The sequence below is a fragment of the uncultured Jatrophihabitans sp. genome (genome assembly GCF_964252635.1).
In the GTDB taxonomy this organism is placed as follows: Bacteria; Actinomycetota; Actinomycetes; order Mycobacteriales; family Jatrophihabitantaceae; genus Jatrophihabitans.
This window is the reverse complement of record NZ_CAXUNP010000009.1, coordinates 91,744-106,369: the sequence shown is the minus strand read 5'-3', so window position 1 is coordinate 106,369 and position 14,626 is coordinate 91,744. Positions and strand designations below refer to the sequence as shown.

The 14,626-nt window shown below is 72.4% G+C and carries 14 protein-coding genes and 2 rRNA genes; 14 read left to right on the top strand and 2 right to left on the bottom strand.

Annotated features, from left to right (window positions below; all coding sequences use genetic code 11):
• The 4 genes from ACFFCA_RS06380 to ACFFCA_RS06365 form a co-directional block, all read left to right on the top strand.
• Positions 1–413: ribosomal RNA gene (locus ACFFCA_RS06380) — 23S ribosomal RNA — on the top strand; the annotation flags it as partial.
• A gap of 112 nt (positions 414–525) precedes the next feature.
• A 5S ribosomal RNA gene (gene rrf / locus ACFFCA_RS06375) occupies positions 526–642 on the top strand.
• Between the two features lie 747 nt (positions 643–1,389).
• Positions 1,390–1,977, top strand: a complete 588-nt coding sequence (locus ACFFCA_RS06370) for a tetratricopeptide repeat protein (protein ID WP_375482922.1) — start codon at positions 1,390–1,392, stop codon at positions 1,975–1,977.
• Between the two features lie 118 nt (positions 1,978–2,095).
• Complete coding sequence (locus ACFFCA_RS06365) at positions 2,096–2,446, top strand: single-stranded DNA-binding protein (protein WP_375482920.1); 351 nt, start codon at positions 2,096–2,098, stop codon at positions 2,444–2,446.
• On the opposite strand, the gene ACFFCA_RS06360 is transcribed toward ACFFCA_RS06365, so the two are convergent.
• Positions 2,400–3,689: a DUF1015 family protein gene (locus ACFFCA_RS06360; protein ID WP_375482918.1), complete on the bottom strand. Its 1,290-nt coding sequence runs from the start codon at positions 3,687–3,689 to the stop codon at positions 2,400–2,402. The two genes, ACFFCA_RS06365 and ACFFCA_RS06360, sit on opposite strands and share 47 nt — an antisense overlap.
• Positions 3,690–3,726: 37 nt before the next feature.
• On the opposite strand from ACFFCA_RS06360, the gene ACFFCA_RS06355 reads away from it, so the two are divergent.
• Positions 3,727–4,899 (top strand): HAD-IIA family hydrolase, encoded by a 1,173-nt coding sequence (locus ACFFCA_RS06355; RefSeq protein ID WP_375482916.1) that lies wholly within the window; start codon positions 3,727–3,729, stop codon positions 4,897–4,899.
• Positions 4,900–4,981: 82 nt separating this feature from the next.
• Here ACFFCA_RS06355 and ACFFCA_RS06350 read toward each other — a convergent pair whose 3' ends face one another.
• Positions 4,982–5,317 (bottom strand): sterol-binding protein, encoded by a 336-nt coding sequence (locus tag ACFFCA_RS06350; protein ID WP_375482915.1) that lies wholly within the window; start codon positions 5,315–5,317, stop codon positions 4,982–4,984.
• Between the two features lie 318 nt (positions 5,318–5,635).
• Between ACFFCA_RS06350 and ACFFCA_RS06345 the strand changes: the two genes are divergently transcribed.
• The 9 genes from ACFFCA_RS06345 to ACFFCA_RS06305 all read left to right on the top strand — a co-directional run bounded on the left by ACFFCA_RS06345 (position 5,636) and on the right by ACFFCA_RS06305 (position 14,624).
• Positions 5,636–5,800, top strand: coding sequence for a hypothetical protein (locus ACFFCA_RS06345; RefSeq protein WP_375482913.1), 165 nt, complete (start codon positions 5,636–5,638; stop codon positions 5,798–5,800).
• 4 nt (positions 5,801–5,804) lie between these two features.
• Complete coding sequence (locus ACFFCA_RS06340; RefSeq protein ID WP_375482911.1) at positions 5,805–6,743, top strand: TlyA family RNA methyltransferase; 939 nt, start codon at positions 5,805–5,807, stop codon at positions 6,741–6,743.
• The gene (locus ACFFCA_RS06335; protein WP_375482909.1) at positions 6,740–7,639 is read left to right on the top strand and encodes an NAD kinase; all 900 of its coding nucleotides are present in this window, start codon (positions 6,740–6,742) and stop codon (positions 7,637–7,639) included. The genes ACFFCA_RS06340 and ACFFCA_RS06335 overlap by 4 nt, the downstream gene beginning before the upstream one ends.
• 95 nt (positions 7,640–7,734) lie before the next feature.
• Positions 7,735–9,525 carry a DNA repair protein RecN gene (gene recN, locus ACFFCA_RS06330; RefSeq protein WP_375482907.1) on the top strand — a complete coding sequence of 597 codons (1,791 nt, stop codon included), beginning with the start codon at positions 7,735–7,737 and terminating at the stop codon, positions 9,523–9,525.
• Between the two features lie 71 nt (positions 9,526–9,596).
• Positions 9,597–10,775 carry a putative cytokinetic ring protein SteA gene (gene steA / locus ACFFCA_RS06325; protein WP_375482905.1) on the top strand — a complete coding sequence of 393 codons (1,179 nt, stop codon included), beginning with the start codon at positions 9,597–9,599 and terminating at the stop codon, positions 10,773–10,775.
• Positions 10,772–11,692 carry a copper transporter gene (locus tag ACFFCA_RS06320; protein WP_375482903.1) on the top strand — a complete coding sequence of 307 codons (921 nt, stop codon included), beginning with the start codon at positions 10,772–10,774 and terminating at the stop codon, positions 11,690–11,692. The genes steA and ACFFCA_RS06320 overlap by 4 nt, the downstream gene beginning before the upstream one ends.
• A gap of 48 nt (positions 11,693–11,740) precedes the next feature.
• Positions 11,741–12,166, top strand: coding sequence for a hypothetical protein (locus ACFFCA_RS06315; RefSeq protein ID WP_375482901.1), 426 nt, complete (start codon positions 11,741–11,743; stop codon positions 12,164–12,166).
• 45 nt (positions 12,167–12,211) lie between these two features.
• On the top strand, positions 12,212–14,002 hold the full coding sequence (locus tag ACFFCA_RS06310; protein WP_375482934.1) for a CTP synthase: 1,791 nt from the start codon (positions 12,212–12,214) through the stop codon (positions 14,000–14,002).
• A gap of 10 nt (positions 14,003–14,012) precedes the next feature.
• Positions 14,013–14,624 carry an NUDIX domain-containing protein gene (locus ACFFCA_RS06305; RefSeq protein WP_375482899.1) on the top strand — a complete coding sequence of 204 codons (612 nt, stop codon included), beginning with the start codon at positions 14,013–14,015 and terminating at the stop codon, positions 14,622–14,624.
• The last annotated feature ends 2 nt before the right edge of the window (positions 14,625–14,626 follow it).

The window sequence follows — 14,626 nt, the reverse complement described above, 5'->3', positions numbered from 1 at the left end:
ATGGTTTGGCACCTCGATGTCGGCTCGTCGCATCCTGGGGCTGGAGTAGGTCCCAAGGGTTGGGCTGTTCGCCCATTAAAGCGGCACGCGAGCTGGGTTTAGAACGTCGTGAGACAGTTCGGTCCCTATCCGCCGCGCGCGCAGGAGATTTGAGAAGGGCTGTCCCTAGTACGAGAGGACCGGGACGGACGAACCTCTGGTGTGCCAGTTGTTCCACCAGGAGCACTGCTGGTTGGCTACGTTCGGAAGGGATAACCGCTGAAAGCATCTAAGCGGGAAGCTCGCTTCAAGATGAGATCTCCCATCCTTTATGGAGTAAGGCCCCCGGCTAGACCACCGGGTTGATAGGCCGGAGGTGGAAGCGTGGTAACACGTGGAGCTGACCGGTACTAATAGGCCGAGGACTTCTCACAAACATCCTCTTGCCGACCTTCGGGTCGGTAAGTGCTACGCGTCCACTGTGCGGTTCCCGAGGTGCGGTCCCCGTCTGTAGTTCGGGCGGTGCGGGCCATATCTCCATAGAGTTTCGGCGACCATAGCGAGAGGGAAACGCCCGGTCCCATCCCGAACCCGGAAGCTAAGCCTCTCAGCGCCGATGGTACTGCGCGGGCCACTGCGTGGGAGAGTAGGACGTCGCCGGACACACTGTGAAATGAGGGCCGCCCGGCTTACGGGCGGCCCTCATTTGCGTTTGTGCGTTCTCCAGAAGAATCGAGCATCATGTCATCGCCTCACCGCAGCAGCGCCGGAAGAGACTCCGGAGGCGGTCGCCGAATCGCGAAGCCGGACGCCCGTCGAGCAGGGCGGCCGCGTCGCGACGACGATGCCCCGTCGGCCGGAGCAGCTCATCACCGCGATCCCGGCGATCGGCGCACAGCGGGTGGCGGTTCTACCCCGCGGCCGCGCAGCGACTCGGCGGGCGCGGGCCGGGGTGGCCGATCGAGCACCCCGCAGGGCGGCCGGCGTACCGACGCCGCGTCCACCCGCGGTGGGTCGGGCGACCGGCATCGCGGACACACCGGCGATAGCGCTGGCGGGCAGTCGTCCAGCGGTCGCGACTCCGCCCGAGCAGGAATCGGGCGCTCGACCTCGACCGGCAGACCCGGGCGCGCTCCGTCGCGCGGTACCACTAATCCGCGGTCGGCCGGCGCCTCGTCCGGTCGACCACGACAAGGTAACCCCCAGCGCGGCCCCCAGCGCGGCCCCCAGGGCGGCCCCGTGGAGGATTGGCGGGAGGAGCGGCCGGCTCCGCGCTACCCGCGGCGCGACGTGCGCCCGAACGCCAAGCCTGCTGCACGCCCCACCGCATCGAAACCCGCCGGACCGCCCATTCCGGAGAACGTGGACCCGACGCTCTTGGACCGGCGGGTTCGTGCCGAACTGCGCTCGTTGAGCAAACCCAATGCCGATGCGGTGGCGAGGTACCTGGTAGCCGCTGGTGAGGCGCTGGACAGCGATCCGCGCCGGGCCCTGGAACTGGCCCGTGCAGCTCGTGCCCGTGCCGCACGGGTGGGCGCCGTCCGCGAGGCGGTCGGTGTCGCCGCCTACTGCGCCCAGGAGTGGGCCGAAGCCCTGACGGAGCTACGGACCGCCCGCCGCATCGGCGGGGACGCACACAATCTCGCCCTGATGGCCGACAGCGAACGCGCGCTGGGACGTCCGGCCCAGGCCCTGCGGCTGCTCAGCGATCCGGGTGTCGGGCGCCTCGACCCCGAGTCCCGCACCGAGCTGTTCATCGTGATCGCCGGGGCACGCCGCGACCTCGGGCAGCTCGACGCGGCGTTGGCCGTGCTGGCCCGCGGTGGTCTCGATCGTGACCGGCCGCGTCCGGGGTCGGTGCGTCTCTGGTACGCCTACGCGGACGCGCTGGAAGCCGCGGGTCGCACCGAGGAAGCGGCATCCTGGTTCGCCGCCAGCGCAGCGCTCGACCCGGACGGCGAGCTCGACGCCGCAGATCGGGCCGCAGCCCTGCTCTGAGGCTCGCGATAGCACGGCCCACCGACCGTTCCGCTGGTGCGCGTCCACAGCAACTCCTACCGTCCACAACGTCACCCGGTTTGCCCCGGCCGTCGCCGTGCCGCAGCAAGCTGGACCCATGACTTCCACGGACGCTCCGCCCGAGGCGGACAACTGCGTGTTCCTCCGCGGCCGCCTGGCCGACGAGCCCGTCCTGCGCGAACTGCCGAGCGGTGATCTGCTGGCCACGTTCCGCCTGACCGTCGACCGCCGGCCCGGAGGCCGGGTCAAGGTCGACAGCATCGACTGCGTCAGTACCCGGGTCCGGGTCCACCGTTCCGTGGTGGCCGCCGCGCCCGGCGACCGTCTCGAGATCCGGGGGAGCCTGCAACGTCGGTTCTGGCGCAGTCCCGCCGGGCCGACCAGTCGCTACGCGGTCGACGTCACGACGGTGCGGGTCCTCCGCCCTGGTCGGCGAGACGCCGGATGAGCAGTCCCGATGCCGGCTTCGGGGTGAATAGCGTGGACTTGCGTGGCATCCGGGCGCCGGCAGCCGCCACTGCGGTCACGGCTTGCACCGGGGTCGGCCGCAGCAGCACGGCTGTGCCACCCGCGGCGCGGGCATCGCGGACGGCCTCGCCCACCGAGTGTGCGTATCGGACCGTGTCCACGTCGTCGACCAGCCCCCACACCCGTTCGACCAGGCCACGGTGCAACACGGTGACGTCGAGCTCGGTCAGGGCCGGGACGTCGCCCCCCCGCCGAGCGGCGCTGCGCAGGGTGGCGTCCGGGTCGGTGACCAATGCGACCTGGTCGCCGTCGGTCAGCACGAGCGCGAAACCGGCAGTCCGTTCGGCGCGGTCGAGTCCCGTCGCCACGTCGCCGACCGTCTGGACGGCGCCCACGCCCTCGATCCGTGCCATCGCGTCGGCCAGGGTCAGGCCCGGGATCACGCGATGAATGGCGTGTACCTGTGGCCCGTAGTCGGTCGAGTCGACCAGCAGCGCCATGCCGCGGTCCCACGGGCCTGGTCCGTCCGCCTCTTGTCGCTGACGCTCACGTTCGCGGTACGTCGCGTACCGGTGATGCCCGTCCGCGATGAGCGCACGACGGGTTGCCAGGTCGGCCCGGACGACGGCGTGGGCCTCGGGGTCGGTCACGGCCCACAGCCGGTGGGTCAGGCCGTCCGGCGTGCGCGCCTGCACGAGCGGGGTGTCGGATTCGACGTCCCGGACGACTGCGGACGCCTCGCCGCCGCCGTCGTACACGAGATAGATGGGCTCGAGGTCGCTGTCCGTCGCCGTCATGACCGCGAGACGGTCGGCGACCGGCCCGGCCATGGTGTTCTCGTGGGGAAGGATCACGCCGTCGCCCGGGTCGCGCAGCTCCACCGCGCCCACCAGGCCACGCGTCACCTGCCCGTCGTCGTCGGCCATCTCATAGACGTACAGCGCGTGCGCCTCGTCCACGCGGTAGACGCCGTCGTGCACCAAGCGCGTCAGCTCGTCCGCGGCCTGGCGGTATCCCGCAGGCGTCGGCTCGGGCAGGATCACGCCCACCGCGTTGTCCGGGTCGCGGCGCAGCAACTCGGCCCTCTGCGCCGCATCGATGACGTCGTACGGCGGGCAGAGCAGGGCAGCGATGCGTTCCGAAGAGCCCTGCGGTCGGATGGCTCGGAAGGGCTCGAGGGACAGCCCGGGAACGTCGACGTCGGCGGTGCCGTCTGCCTGCATGTCTGGCGATCGTACGCAGTGACGGGCCCGTGCGATCATGCGACCCGTGAGCTCCACGCTGCGCGGTTCCGATGGTCCGCTGTCGACGCGTTACGACGTGGCGCTGCTCGATCTCGACGGCGTGGTCTACGTGGGGCCGGATGCCGTGCCGGGGGCGCCTCAGGCTCTGCGTCGAGCCCGCGAGGAGGGGATGCGTCTCGCCTTCGTGACGAACAACGCCGCCCGGCCTCCGCAAGCAGTCGCGGCGCACCTGACCGAGCTCGGTATCTCGGCCGAGGCGACGGAGGTCATCACCTCGGCCCAGGCCGCGGCACGGTATCTGTCCGACCGCCTGCCGTCCGGCGCGAGGGTCCTCGTGCTGGGCACGGATGGTCTGATCGAGGCGTTGCGGGAACGAGGTCTGACCCCGGTGCACGACGCCGACGGCCGGGTCGATGCCGTCGTACAGGGCTTCTCGCCCACGATGGACTGGGCGCTGCTCAGCGAGGGCGCGGTGGCGATCAATCGCCGCGCGCCGTGGGTGGCCACGAACATCGATCCGACCGTGCCGTCCCCGCGCGGCCCCTTGCCGGGCAACGGGTCGCTGGTCAAGGCCCTGCAGCACGCCACGGGTGCGGACCCTGTCGTCACCGGCAAGCCGGACCCGACGATGCACCGCGAGACGCTGCTGCGCACCGGAGCCGCGAGCCCGCTCGTGGTCGGCGACCGCCTCGACACCGACATCGAGGGCGCCAATGCGGTGGGCTGCGACAGCATGATCGTGTTCTCGGGTGTGACCACCGTCCCCGAGCTGCTGCGGGCCGTCCCGCAGCATCGACCGACGTACGTCGGGTCGGACCTGAGGGATGTTCTCGTGGTGCACCCTCCAGTCGAGGTCGAGACCACAGGGGCGTCATGCGGCCGATGGCGGGCGACGATCTCGACCACGGGCGAGCCGGGCCGGGGAGCCTCCGACAAGACCGAGGTCGTACTGGAGACCACCGGGGAGCACCGCACGGTGGAGAACGGCGCAGGGCTGCAGACCGGGACCCGCTCGCAGGACGGGGCGACGGAACCCGTGTACGACGAGGACCAGCTCGACGCGATCAGAGCGCTGTGTGCCGGGATCTGGTCCCGGCACACGGCGGGGGGCGATCAGACCCGGGTCCGAGCCGGGACGTCCGACGATGCTCGCTCGGTGCTGGCCGCGCTGGGCCTCGACACGTCCTGATCATGCGTGCCACGGTGATCATGCGTGCCACGGTGCCACGGTGCCACGGTGCCACGGTGCGGCGGTCGCGTGTCGGGTGTGCTCAGAAGATCGAGCGGAGCTTCATCAGGTCACGGACGCCGGCGCTGACCTTGACCCGTCCGCCGGCCCAGGCCGACGCCAGGTTGAGAGAACCGTCGACCAGAGCCAGGAGATCGTCGCCGGTCAGGTCCAACGTGATCTGTCCGGTGGCGGCATCCACCCGGGCGATGTCGAGCAACAGACCGTCGTGCAGCCGGCCGCCGAACACGACGTGCAGGTCACGGATCGTGCAGCTCAGGGTGCGGTCGAACCCGGCGGTTCGACGGGCCGGGTCCGTGGCGGCAAGCCGGTCGGCCAGGACGTGCAGCGCCTGTTCGCACTCCTGCAGACTCGCCACCAGGACTCCGTTCCACCCAGACGGGGCCTGTTCGCGGCGACTGTGTTGCCAACCGGTCAGGACTGTTGCGACGCTACCGCAGCCCTCGACTAGTACCGTCGACGCACGGTGCCGCTCCGTTCGCCAGCAAGCACGTGCAGCAACGCGGCACCGCCCGCCACCGGTGGGTGCCCGGCCGACCCGACGTCAGGAGAGCCTGTGACCACGTCCGAGCCGACCTCCGACGACGCGGCTACGTCAAGTGGGCCGGGTCCTGACGACGTGAGTGCCCCAGGTGCGCCGACTTCTGACCTCGCGGCTGCGTCGGGTCCTGACGGTATGGCTGCGTCGGGTCCCGCCGAGACCGGATCGGCCACGCCGCTCCAGGTCGCGCTCGGTCGCCTCGACGGCATTCATCAGCGGCCGACCCACGAGCAGGCCGATCTCTACCAGTCGGTGCACACCGAGTTGCAGAACGCGCTCGGAACGATCGACGACGCCTGACCGCGTGGCCCGACGACTGCAGCGGCTCGACGCCGAACTGGTGCGACGCGGCCTGGCCCGCTCCCGCGAGCAGGCCGCCGCTCTCATCGCCCAGGGTCGGGTCGAGGTGCACGGCGTCACGGCCACCAAGGCCGCGACCGGGGTCGACAACGATGCGTCGGTGCGGGTCGTCGCCGACGACGACGACCCCGGCTACGTGTCCCGCGGCGGTCACAAGCTGGCCGGCGCGCTGGCCGCGTTCCCGCAGATCGTCGTGACCGGGCGTCGCTGCCTGGACGCCGGTGCCTCGACCGGCGGGTTCACCGACGTCCTGTTGCGAGCCGGTGCCGAACGGGTGGTCGCCGTCGACGTCGGCTACGGGCAGCTGGCCTGGTCGCTACGGACCGACGAACGGGTGCAGGTCGTCGACCGCACCAATGTCCGCGCCCTGGACGCGGCCACCATCGGCGGGCCGGCGCAGCTGACCGTCGCCGACCTGTCCTTCATCTCCCTACCGATCGTCCTGCCCGCACTGATGGCCTGCACGGCGGACGACGGAGATCTGCTGCCCATGGTCAAGCCCCAGTTCGAGGTCGGACGCGAACGACTCGGCGCCGGCGGAGTCGTGCGCGACCCCGCGCACCGCGCCGATGCCGTCGTGCACGTCGCGGACGTGGCGGCCGCGGCAGGCTGGGCCGCGCAGGGCGTGGTTCGCAGCCCGCTGCCCGGCCCGTCGGGCAACGTGGAATTCTTCCTCTGGCTGCGCCGAAGCGACGGCGCCCGCCTGAGCTCCGAGGAGATCGCAGCCACCGTGATCGCAGACCACACCGACGGCCACGACGCGTCTCGTGCCGTGCCGACCCGAAATGCCGACGCCGCGGCGACCGGTGAGACGGGTCGCGCGTCCACCGCCGACACCGGTTCCGGCGATCGCGGGCCGCGGACCGGAACGAGCGCGACATGACCAAGTCCGTGTTGCTGGTCGCGCACACCTCGCGACGGCAGATCATCGAGCTGGCCACCCGTACCAGCGAGCTGCTGCGCGCCTCCGGCTACGAGGTGCGCATGCTGCCCAGCGAGGCCGCTGCCTGCCTGGGCAACGAGGTACGCGTCCTGGACGAGGCCGACGCCGCCCGCGACTGCGAGTTCATGATCGCCCTCGGCGGCGACGGCACCCTGCTCCGGGCCGCCGAGCTCGCCCGCCCCGCAGGCGTGGCCATGCTCGGGGTCAACCTCGGCCACGTGGGGTTCCTGGCCGAGGCCGAGCCGGCCACCCTGGACGACACGATCGCCGCCCTCACCGCGGGCCGGTTCGAGGTGGAGGAGCGCGTCACCGTCGACGCCGAGGTCATCGTCGACGGCGCGATCGTCGACCGGGCCTGGGCCCTCAACGAGGCCTCGCTGGAACGCACCAACCGCGAACGGATGCTCGAGGTCGCGGTGGCCGTCGACGAGCGGCCCTTCCTGCGGTTCGGATGCGACGGCGTGCTCTGCGCGACGCCGACCGGGTCGACCGCCTACGCGTTCTCCACGGGCGGCCCGATCGTGTGGCCGGACGTCGACGCCATGCTCATCGTGCCCAACGCTGCGCACGCGCTGTTCGCGCGACCGTTCGTCGTCTCACCGACCTCGACCGTCGACATCGAACTGGTCAGCGCGACCCACGAGGCGGTGTTGAGCTGCGACGGACGCCGGTCCTTCCCGGTCCAGGCCGGCGCGCGGGTGCGGATCCGCCGCGGCGCGCTGCCCGTGCGGGTCGTGCGGCTGGGCGATGTCAGTTTCACCGACCGGTTGGTCTCGAAGTTCCAGCTTCCCGTCCGCAGCCTGCGAGAGGCGTCGCCCCCGCCGGCCGACGACTGAGCACCCAGTCCGGACGCACGCACCCGGCCCGGGCCCGCGGGGCCCGGACCCACCGGCACGGGTCGGTGCCGGTGCCGTCCGGATAGCCTCGGGGGGTGCTGGAGGAGCTTCGGATCAGCGGGCTCGGAGTGATCGAGGAGGCGACCCTTCCGCTGGGGTCGGGCCTGACCGTCGTCACCGGCGAGACCGGAGCCGGCAAGACCATGGTCGTCACCGCGCTGATGTTGCTGTTCGGTGCCCGTGCCGACGCGACGCGGGTCCGCACCGGCGCCCGTCAGGCCGGCGTCGAGGGCCGTCTCGTCCTGCCGCGCGGCTCGGCAGCAGCCCAGCGAGTGGTCGAGGCCGGCGGCGACGTCGACGGTGAACAGGACGCGGACGCGGACGAGGTCGTGCTGCGCCGGTCCGTCGGCGTCAACGGCCGCTCCCGCGCCTTCGCCGGGGGAGCCGCAGTGCCCCTGGGTGTGCTGGCCGAGCTCGCCGACCACCTCATCGCCGTGCACGGGCAGTCCGACCAGCTGCGCCTGACCCGCCCCGGCGCCCAGCGCGCGGCGCTGGACCACTACGCCGGCCACGACCTGGGCAACTACGAGCAGGCGTACGCGGCGTGGCGGCGGGCCGACGCCGAGCTGACCGACCGGACCACGCGGGCCGCCGAGCTGCGCCGCGAGGCCGACCTGCTGACCCACGGCCTGGCCGAGATCGACGCCGTCGCCCCTGAGGCCGACGAGGCCGACGAGCTGACGCGGCTGGCGGCCCGCCTCGGGCATGCCGACGCCCTGACCCTGGCCGCGCGGGCCGCCCACGACGCGCTGCTCGGCGATGCCGACGACCCGGCCGCCGACGCCGCCGACGTGCTCTCCCTGCTGGCCCGCGCCGGTCGGGCGCTGGCGCAGCAACAGGGCGACGACCCGGATCTCGACGCCCTGTCCACGCGGCTCGGTGAGGTGAGCTCCCTGGTCGCCGACGTCGGTGCCGACCTGGGTGCCTACGCGGCCGGGATCGACAACGACCCGGCTCGCCTGGAACAGGTCGAGGCCCGTCGGGCCACGCTCGCCGCCCTCATCCGCACGTCCGCCCCCGCGCCCGCGCCGCGCCGGGCGGGGGTACGGCGCGGGGCCGCCGCGGCGCGCCCGCGCCGCGCCGACCTGGACGTCTCGGACGAGGCGATCGCCGCGCTGCGGGAGCGCCGGGACGCCGCGGCCGTGCGGCTCGCCGGGCTGGCCGACGCGCTCTCGACGGCCCGGGTCGGGGCCGGGGCCCGTCTCGGCGCGGCGGGGACCGCCGAGCGGGCCGGGCTGGCCCTGGGCGCCGCGGGTGTCGCCGTGGACGTCCGCCCCCGGACCCCGTCGGCCGGCTCGCCCACCGTGGTGCTGGACGGTCGGGAGCTGGCGGTAGGTCCCGACGGGGCCGACGAGGTCGAGCTGCGGCTGCGTCCGCACCCGGGAGCGCCCGCACTGCCGATCGGGCGGGGCGCATCGGGTGGTGAGCTGTCGCGCATCATGCTCGCCCTCGAGGTGTGCCTCGTCGGCGACCAGGCCGGAGACGGTGTCCCGACGCTCGTGTTCGACGAGGTCGACGCGGGTGTCGGGGGACGCGCGGCGGTCGAGGTCGGCCGTCGTCTCGCGCGGCTCGCCCGCGACCGTCAGGTGCTCGTCGTGACCCACCTCGCGCAGGTCGCGGCCTTCGCCGACCGGCACGTCATCGTCGACAAGCCGGGTGCCGACGGCGGCACCTCGGTCGGGGTCACCGCCAGCGACGTCCGCGTCGTCACCGACGACGAGCGGGTGCTCGAGCTGGCCCGCATGCTGGCCGGTTCCGACACCGCGACGGCCCGCGAGCACGCCGCCGAGCTGCTCGCCGACGCCGCGGCCGACCGCTCGGGCTGACACGGAGCGGCCGCCCGCCGCCCCGCGTGGCATCCCGGGATACGGCCGGGCGGATGGCAGCATCGGCGCCCATGAAGATCGCAACCCTGCGCCGTCGCGGCGACGTGCTGCCCGGCGTGAGCGGGGTGGCCCGCCTCGACCGGCGCACCGTCCGGCTCGCCACCCGGCTCAACGCCGGCGACGTGGCCGTCATCGATCACGTCGACCTGGACCGGATCACCGCCGAGACGCTGATCCAGGCCAAGCCGGTCGCCGTCGTGAACGTCCAGCCCAGCATCTCCGGCCGCTACCCGAACCTCGGTCCCGAGCTCATCGTCGACCGGGGCATCCTGCTGCTCGACGGCGTCGGCAGCGACGTCTTCGGCACGGTCAAGGAGGGCACCAAGATCCGGCTCGACGGCGACACGCTCTACCTGGGCGAGGAACCGATCGTCTCCGGCACCATGCAGGACGCGGCCAGCATCGCCGAACTGATGCTGGGAGCCAGGGCGGGGCTGTCGGCCCAGCTCGAGGCGTTCGCCGCCGACACCGCCGAGTTCCTGCAGCGGCAGCGTGACCTGCTCGTCGACGGGGAGGGCGTTCCCGAGCTCTCGACCTCCGCCAAGGGCCGGCACGTCCTCGTCGTGGTCCGCGGGCAGGACTGCGCCAAGCAGCTCAAGGCCCTGCGCCACTACATCCGCGAGTTCAAACCGGTCCTCATCGGCGTCGACGGCGGGGCCGACGCGCTGATCGAGGCCGGGATGCGGCCGCACGTCATCGTCGGTGACATGGAGGCCGTGTCCGACACCGCGCTCGGCACCGGCGCCGAGGTGGTGGTCCACGCCCACGCCGACGGCCGCGCGCCCGGACTGCTGCGCGTCCAGGACCTCGGTGTCGACGCGACGGTCTTCCCGATGGCCGGCGGCAGCGAGGACGCGGCGCTGCTGCTCGCCGAGAAGGCCGGCGCCGAGCTGGTCGTCACGGTCGGCAGCCATGCCGACCTGACCGACTTCCTCGACCGCGGACGCGAGGGCATGGCGTCGTCGTTCCTGACCCGGCTGCGACTGGGCAGCAAAGTGGTCGACGCGCGTAGCGTGACCCACCTCTACCGTTCACGCATCACCGCCGCGGCGCTGCTGTTGCTGGTCATCGCGGCCTTCGTGGCCATCGTCGCGGCGCTCACCGTGTCCGACACCGGCCACACCTATCTGACCAGCATCGGCGACGGCTGGGACCATTTCGTCAACTGGGTACAGGACTCGTTCTCGTGATCTCTTTCCGCTATCACCTCGTCTCGGTCGTCGCGGTCTTCCTGGCGCTCGCGCTGGGCATCGTCGTCGGCACCACCGCCCTCAACGGACCCATCACCAAGGACCTGCGCAACCAGGTCAACGACACCAAGGACCAGCGCGACAAGCTGGCCACCCAGGTGAAGTCGCTGCAGGGCCAGGTCAGCGACGCCGGCCAGTTCGCGTCGACCTACGGGTCCCAGCTGGTGGCCGGACGGCTCAAGGGCCGCAACGTGCTGGTCGTCAGCATGCCCGGGACGAGCACGACGATGCTCAACGGCGTCCGCAACCGCATCACCGCCGCCGGCGCCGCCGTCAGCGGCCAGGTCGCGCTGACCAGGGACTACATCGACGCGAGCCAGGGCAACGCGATCGTCTCGCTGGCCACGACCTCCGCCACCCGGCCCGTCGACATCACGCTGCCCGAGACCAGCGACGCCTCCCAGCTCAGCGCCGCCCTGCTGGGCTTCGTCCTGGTCGGCAAGGGCCAGCCGTCCGACCTCACCCAGGTGCTCGGTGGCTTCAGCCAGCTGCACATGGTCAACGCCGAGGCGGGACTGAAGGCCAGCACCGACGTCGTCGTCGTCGCGAAGGGCGCCCTGGGCAGCAAGAACACCTACGGACAGGCCAGCGAGCTCGCGTTCGTCAGCGCCCTGGCCAAGAACGGCGGGCACGTCGTGGTGGCGGGCAACGACCTGTCGGCGGACAAGACCGGCCTCGTCGGGCTCGTCCGCGCACCCAGCGGCAACCGCACCGCGGTGGCCACCGTCGACAACGCCGACAACGCGTTCGGGCAGGTGTCGGCGGTGCTGTCCCTGGCGGACGCGATCTCCGGCCGCGTGGGACAGTACGGGACGCAGAACGGCGCCGACGCCCTGTTCCCGGCACCCGCCAACTGAGCCGCCCGCCCGCTGAACCGACCGTCAATCGAGCCGTTCGGGAGCCGCATGGACATCCCCTCTCCGCCGCAGGCCGTCGCCGCGCTGGCGTCGTTCGTCCGTGACCGGCTCTCGGAGGTGTCCGGCACGATCGCGCCCCTGCTGATCCGCGGGGGGCAACTCGACGTCGTGCCCGTCACCGAGCACGACCGGTCGGTGATCGACCAGGCCCGCCAGCTGGCCGGGGTGATCGTCGGCGCCGCGGCCCCGTTCGCGCCCACCGCGTACTCGCGGGCCCGGCTCATCCGCCAGATGCACGCATCGGGGCTGCTCACCGACGACGAGGTGCGCCGCACCGCGATCGTGCTCGACGCCGAGGAACGCACCGTGGAGGAACGCACCGTGGAGGATCGCGTCGGCGAGGACCGCACCGCCGCCGGTCGTACCGCGGAGCCGGCCGGAGCCGGCACCCGCCGCGCGCCGCGGCCGTGGTGAGCGGGAGGCGTCGAGTGCGTGTTAGCGTGAACGTCCGTGGATCGACTGCCTGTCCAGGACTCGACACGGGTGTCTGACCCGACACGACGCCTGGCCCCCACCCGTCACGTATTCGTCACCGGCGGGGTCGCGTCCTCGCTCGGCAAGGGGCTCACGGCCTCGAGCCTGGGCTCGCTGCTGAAGGCCCGCGGCCTCCACGTGACCATGCAGAAGCTGGACCCGTACCTCAACGTCGACCCGGGCACCATGAACCCGTTCCAGCACGGCGAGGTGTTCGTCACCGAGGACGGCGCGGAGACCGATCTGGACATCGGCCACTACGAGCGCTTCCTGGACACCGACCTCGTCGGCTCGGCCAACGTCACGACCGGCCAGGTCTACTCCAGCGTCATCGCCAAGGAGCGGCGTGGGGAGTACCTCGGCGACACGGTGCAGGTGATCCCGCACATCACCAACGAGATCAAGGACCGCATCCGGGCCATGGCGCTGCCCGGCCCGGACGGCGAGACACCGGACGTCGTGATCACCGAGATCGGGGGCACCGTCGGCGACATCGAGTCGCTGCCCTTCCTCGAGGCCGCCCGCCAGGTGCGGCACGAGGTCGGCCGGGACAACTGCTTCTACCTGCACGTGTCGCTGGTGCCTTATCTCGCCCCGTCGGGCGAGCTGAAGACCAAGCCCACCCAGCACTCGGTCGCCGCGCTGCGCAGCATCGGCATCGCCCCGGACGCGATCGTCTGCCGCGCCGACCGCGACCTGCCCGACGGTCTGAAGCGCAAGATCGCCCTGATGTGCGACGTCGACGCCGAGGCCGTGGTCGCCGCCGTCGACGCGCCGAGCATCTACGAGATCCCCAAGGTGCTGCACGCCGAGGGCCTGGACGCGTACGTGGTGCGCCGGCTGGGGCTGTCCTTCCGCGACGTCGACTGGACGGTGTGGGGCGACCTGCTGGACCGCGTGCGCAACCCGCGCGCCGAGATCACGATCGGCCTGGTCGGCAAGTACATCGACCTGCCCGACGCCTACCTGTCCGTCGTCGAGGCACTGCGCGCCGGCGGGTTCGCCCACCGCGCCAAGGTGGCCATCCGTTGGATCCCGTCGGACTCCTGCGAGACGGCCGCCGGCGCGGCCGCCGCCCTGGCCGGGCTCGACGGGGTCATCGTTCCCGGCGGGTTCGGCATCCGCGGCATCGAGGGCAAGGTCGGCGCGCTGCGCCACGCCCGCGAGCGCGGCATCCCTGCCCTCGGCCTGTGCCTCGGGCTGCAGTGCATGGTCATCGAGGCCGCCCGGCACCTCGCGGGCATCGCCGACGCGAACTCGGCCGAGTTCGCCCCGGACACCCCGGACCCGGTCATCGCCACCATGGCCAGTCAGGTCGCGGCCGTCGCCGGCGAGGCGGACCTGGGCGGCACGATGCGGCTCGGGTCCTACCCGGCCGCGCTGGTGCCCCACTCGGTCGTGGCCGAGGCCTACGGCACCACGTCGGTCACCGAACGCCACCGGCACCGCTACGAGGTCAACAACGTCTACCGCGAGCGGCTCGAGGCGGCCGGACTGGTCGTATCCGGCGAGTCGCCCGACGGCCGGCTGGTCGAGTTCGTCGAGCTGCCGCGCGAGGTGCACCCGTTCTATGCGGCCACCCAGGCCCACCCCGAGCTGAAGTCGCGGCCGACCCGGGCGCACCCGCTGTTCCGCGCGTTCGTCGGCGCCGCGCTGCAGTACAACGACGCGGAGCGCCTGCCCGTGCAGATCCCGGAGGTCGTCGAGGCGAGCCAGGACGACGCGCCGGCCGACCAGGTCGACGCACCGCCCGTCGCCGCCGGCAGCAACCTGTGACCGGACGGGCATGAGCGAACAGGACGAGTACGAGCTCGTCGAGTCGGAGTCCGCGTTCGAAGGCAAGATCATCTCCCTGCGCCGGGACACGGTCCGGATGAGCGACGGGTCGACCTCGGTGCGCGAGGTCGTCGACCACCCCGGCGCGGTGGTCGTCGTCGCGCTCGACGACGACGGCCGCGTCGTCATCGTCAACCAGTACCGCCACCCGGTCCGGGCCCGGCTGGACGAGCTGCCCGCGGGCTTGCTGGACGTGCCCGGCGAGCCGGCGCTGACCGCCGCGCAGCGCGAGCTGCGCGAGGAGGCCGGGATCGAGGCCCGACGCTGGGACGTCCTGCTCGACCTGTTCACCTCGCCCGGGTTCTCGACCGAGGCCATCCGCGTGTTCCTGGCCCGTGATCTCAAGCCCGTCGGCAAGGACGGCTTCGAGGCGTCGGGTGAGGAGATCACCATGACCGTCGACCGCGAGCCGCTGTCCGACGCCGTGCGCCGCGCGCTGGCCGGACACATCACCAACGCCGCCGCGGTCGCCGGGCTGCTCGCCGCGATCCACGGCCGGGCCACGGACTGGCGCGACCTGCGCCCGGCCGACTCCCCGTGGCCCGCGAAACCCGGCCTGTGACC

Bases quoted from the DNA above. Each gene is read 5' to 3' on its own strand.
- steA (WP_375482905.1), top strand. From the start codon at position 9,597: ATGAAGATCGCAACCCTGCGCCGTCGCGGCGACGTGCTGCCCGGCGTG.
- ACFFCA_RS06345 (WP_375482913.1), top strand. From the start codon at position 5,636: ATGGCTGCGTCGGGTCCCGCCGAGACCGGATCGGCCACGCCGCTCCAG.
- ACFFCA_RS06305 (WP_375482899.1), top strand. From the start codon at position 14,013: ATGAGCGAACAGGACGAGTACGAGCTCGTCGAGTCGGAGTCCGCGTTC.
- ACFFCA_RS06365 (WP_375482920.1), top strand. From the start codon at position 2,096: ATGACTTCCACGGACGCTCCGCCCGAGGCGGACAACTGCGTGTTCCTC.
- ACFFCA_RS06315 (WP_375482901.1), top strand. From the start codon at position 11,741: ATGGACATCCCCTCTCCGCCGCAGGCCGTCGCCGCGCTGGCGTCGTTC.
- ACFFCA_RS06360 (WP_375482918.1), bottom strand. From the start codon at position 3,689: ATGCAGGCAGACGGCACCGCCGACGTCGACGTTCCCGGGCTGTCCCTC.
- ACFFCA_RS06355 (WP_375482916.1), top strand. From the start codon at position 3,727: ATGCGACCCGTGAGCTCCACGCTGCGCGGTTCCGATGGTCCGCTGTCG.
- ACFFCA_RS06335 (WP_375482909.1), top strand. From the start codon at position 6,740: ATGACCAAGTCCGTGTTGCTGGTCGCGCACACCTCGCGACGGCAGATC.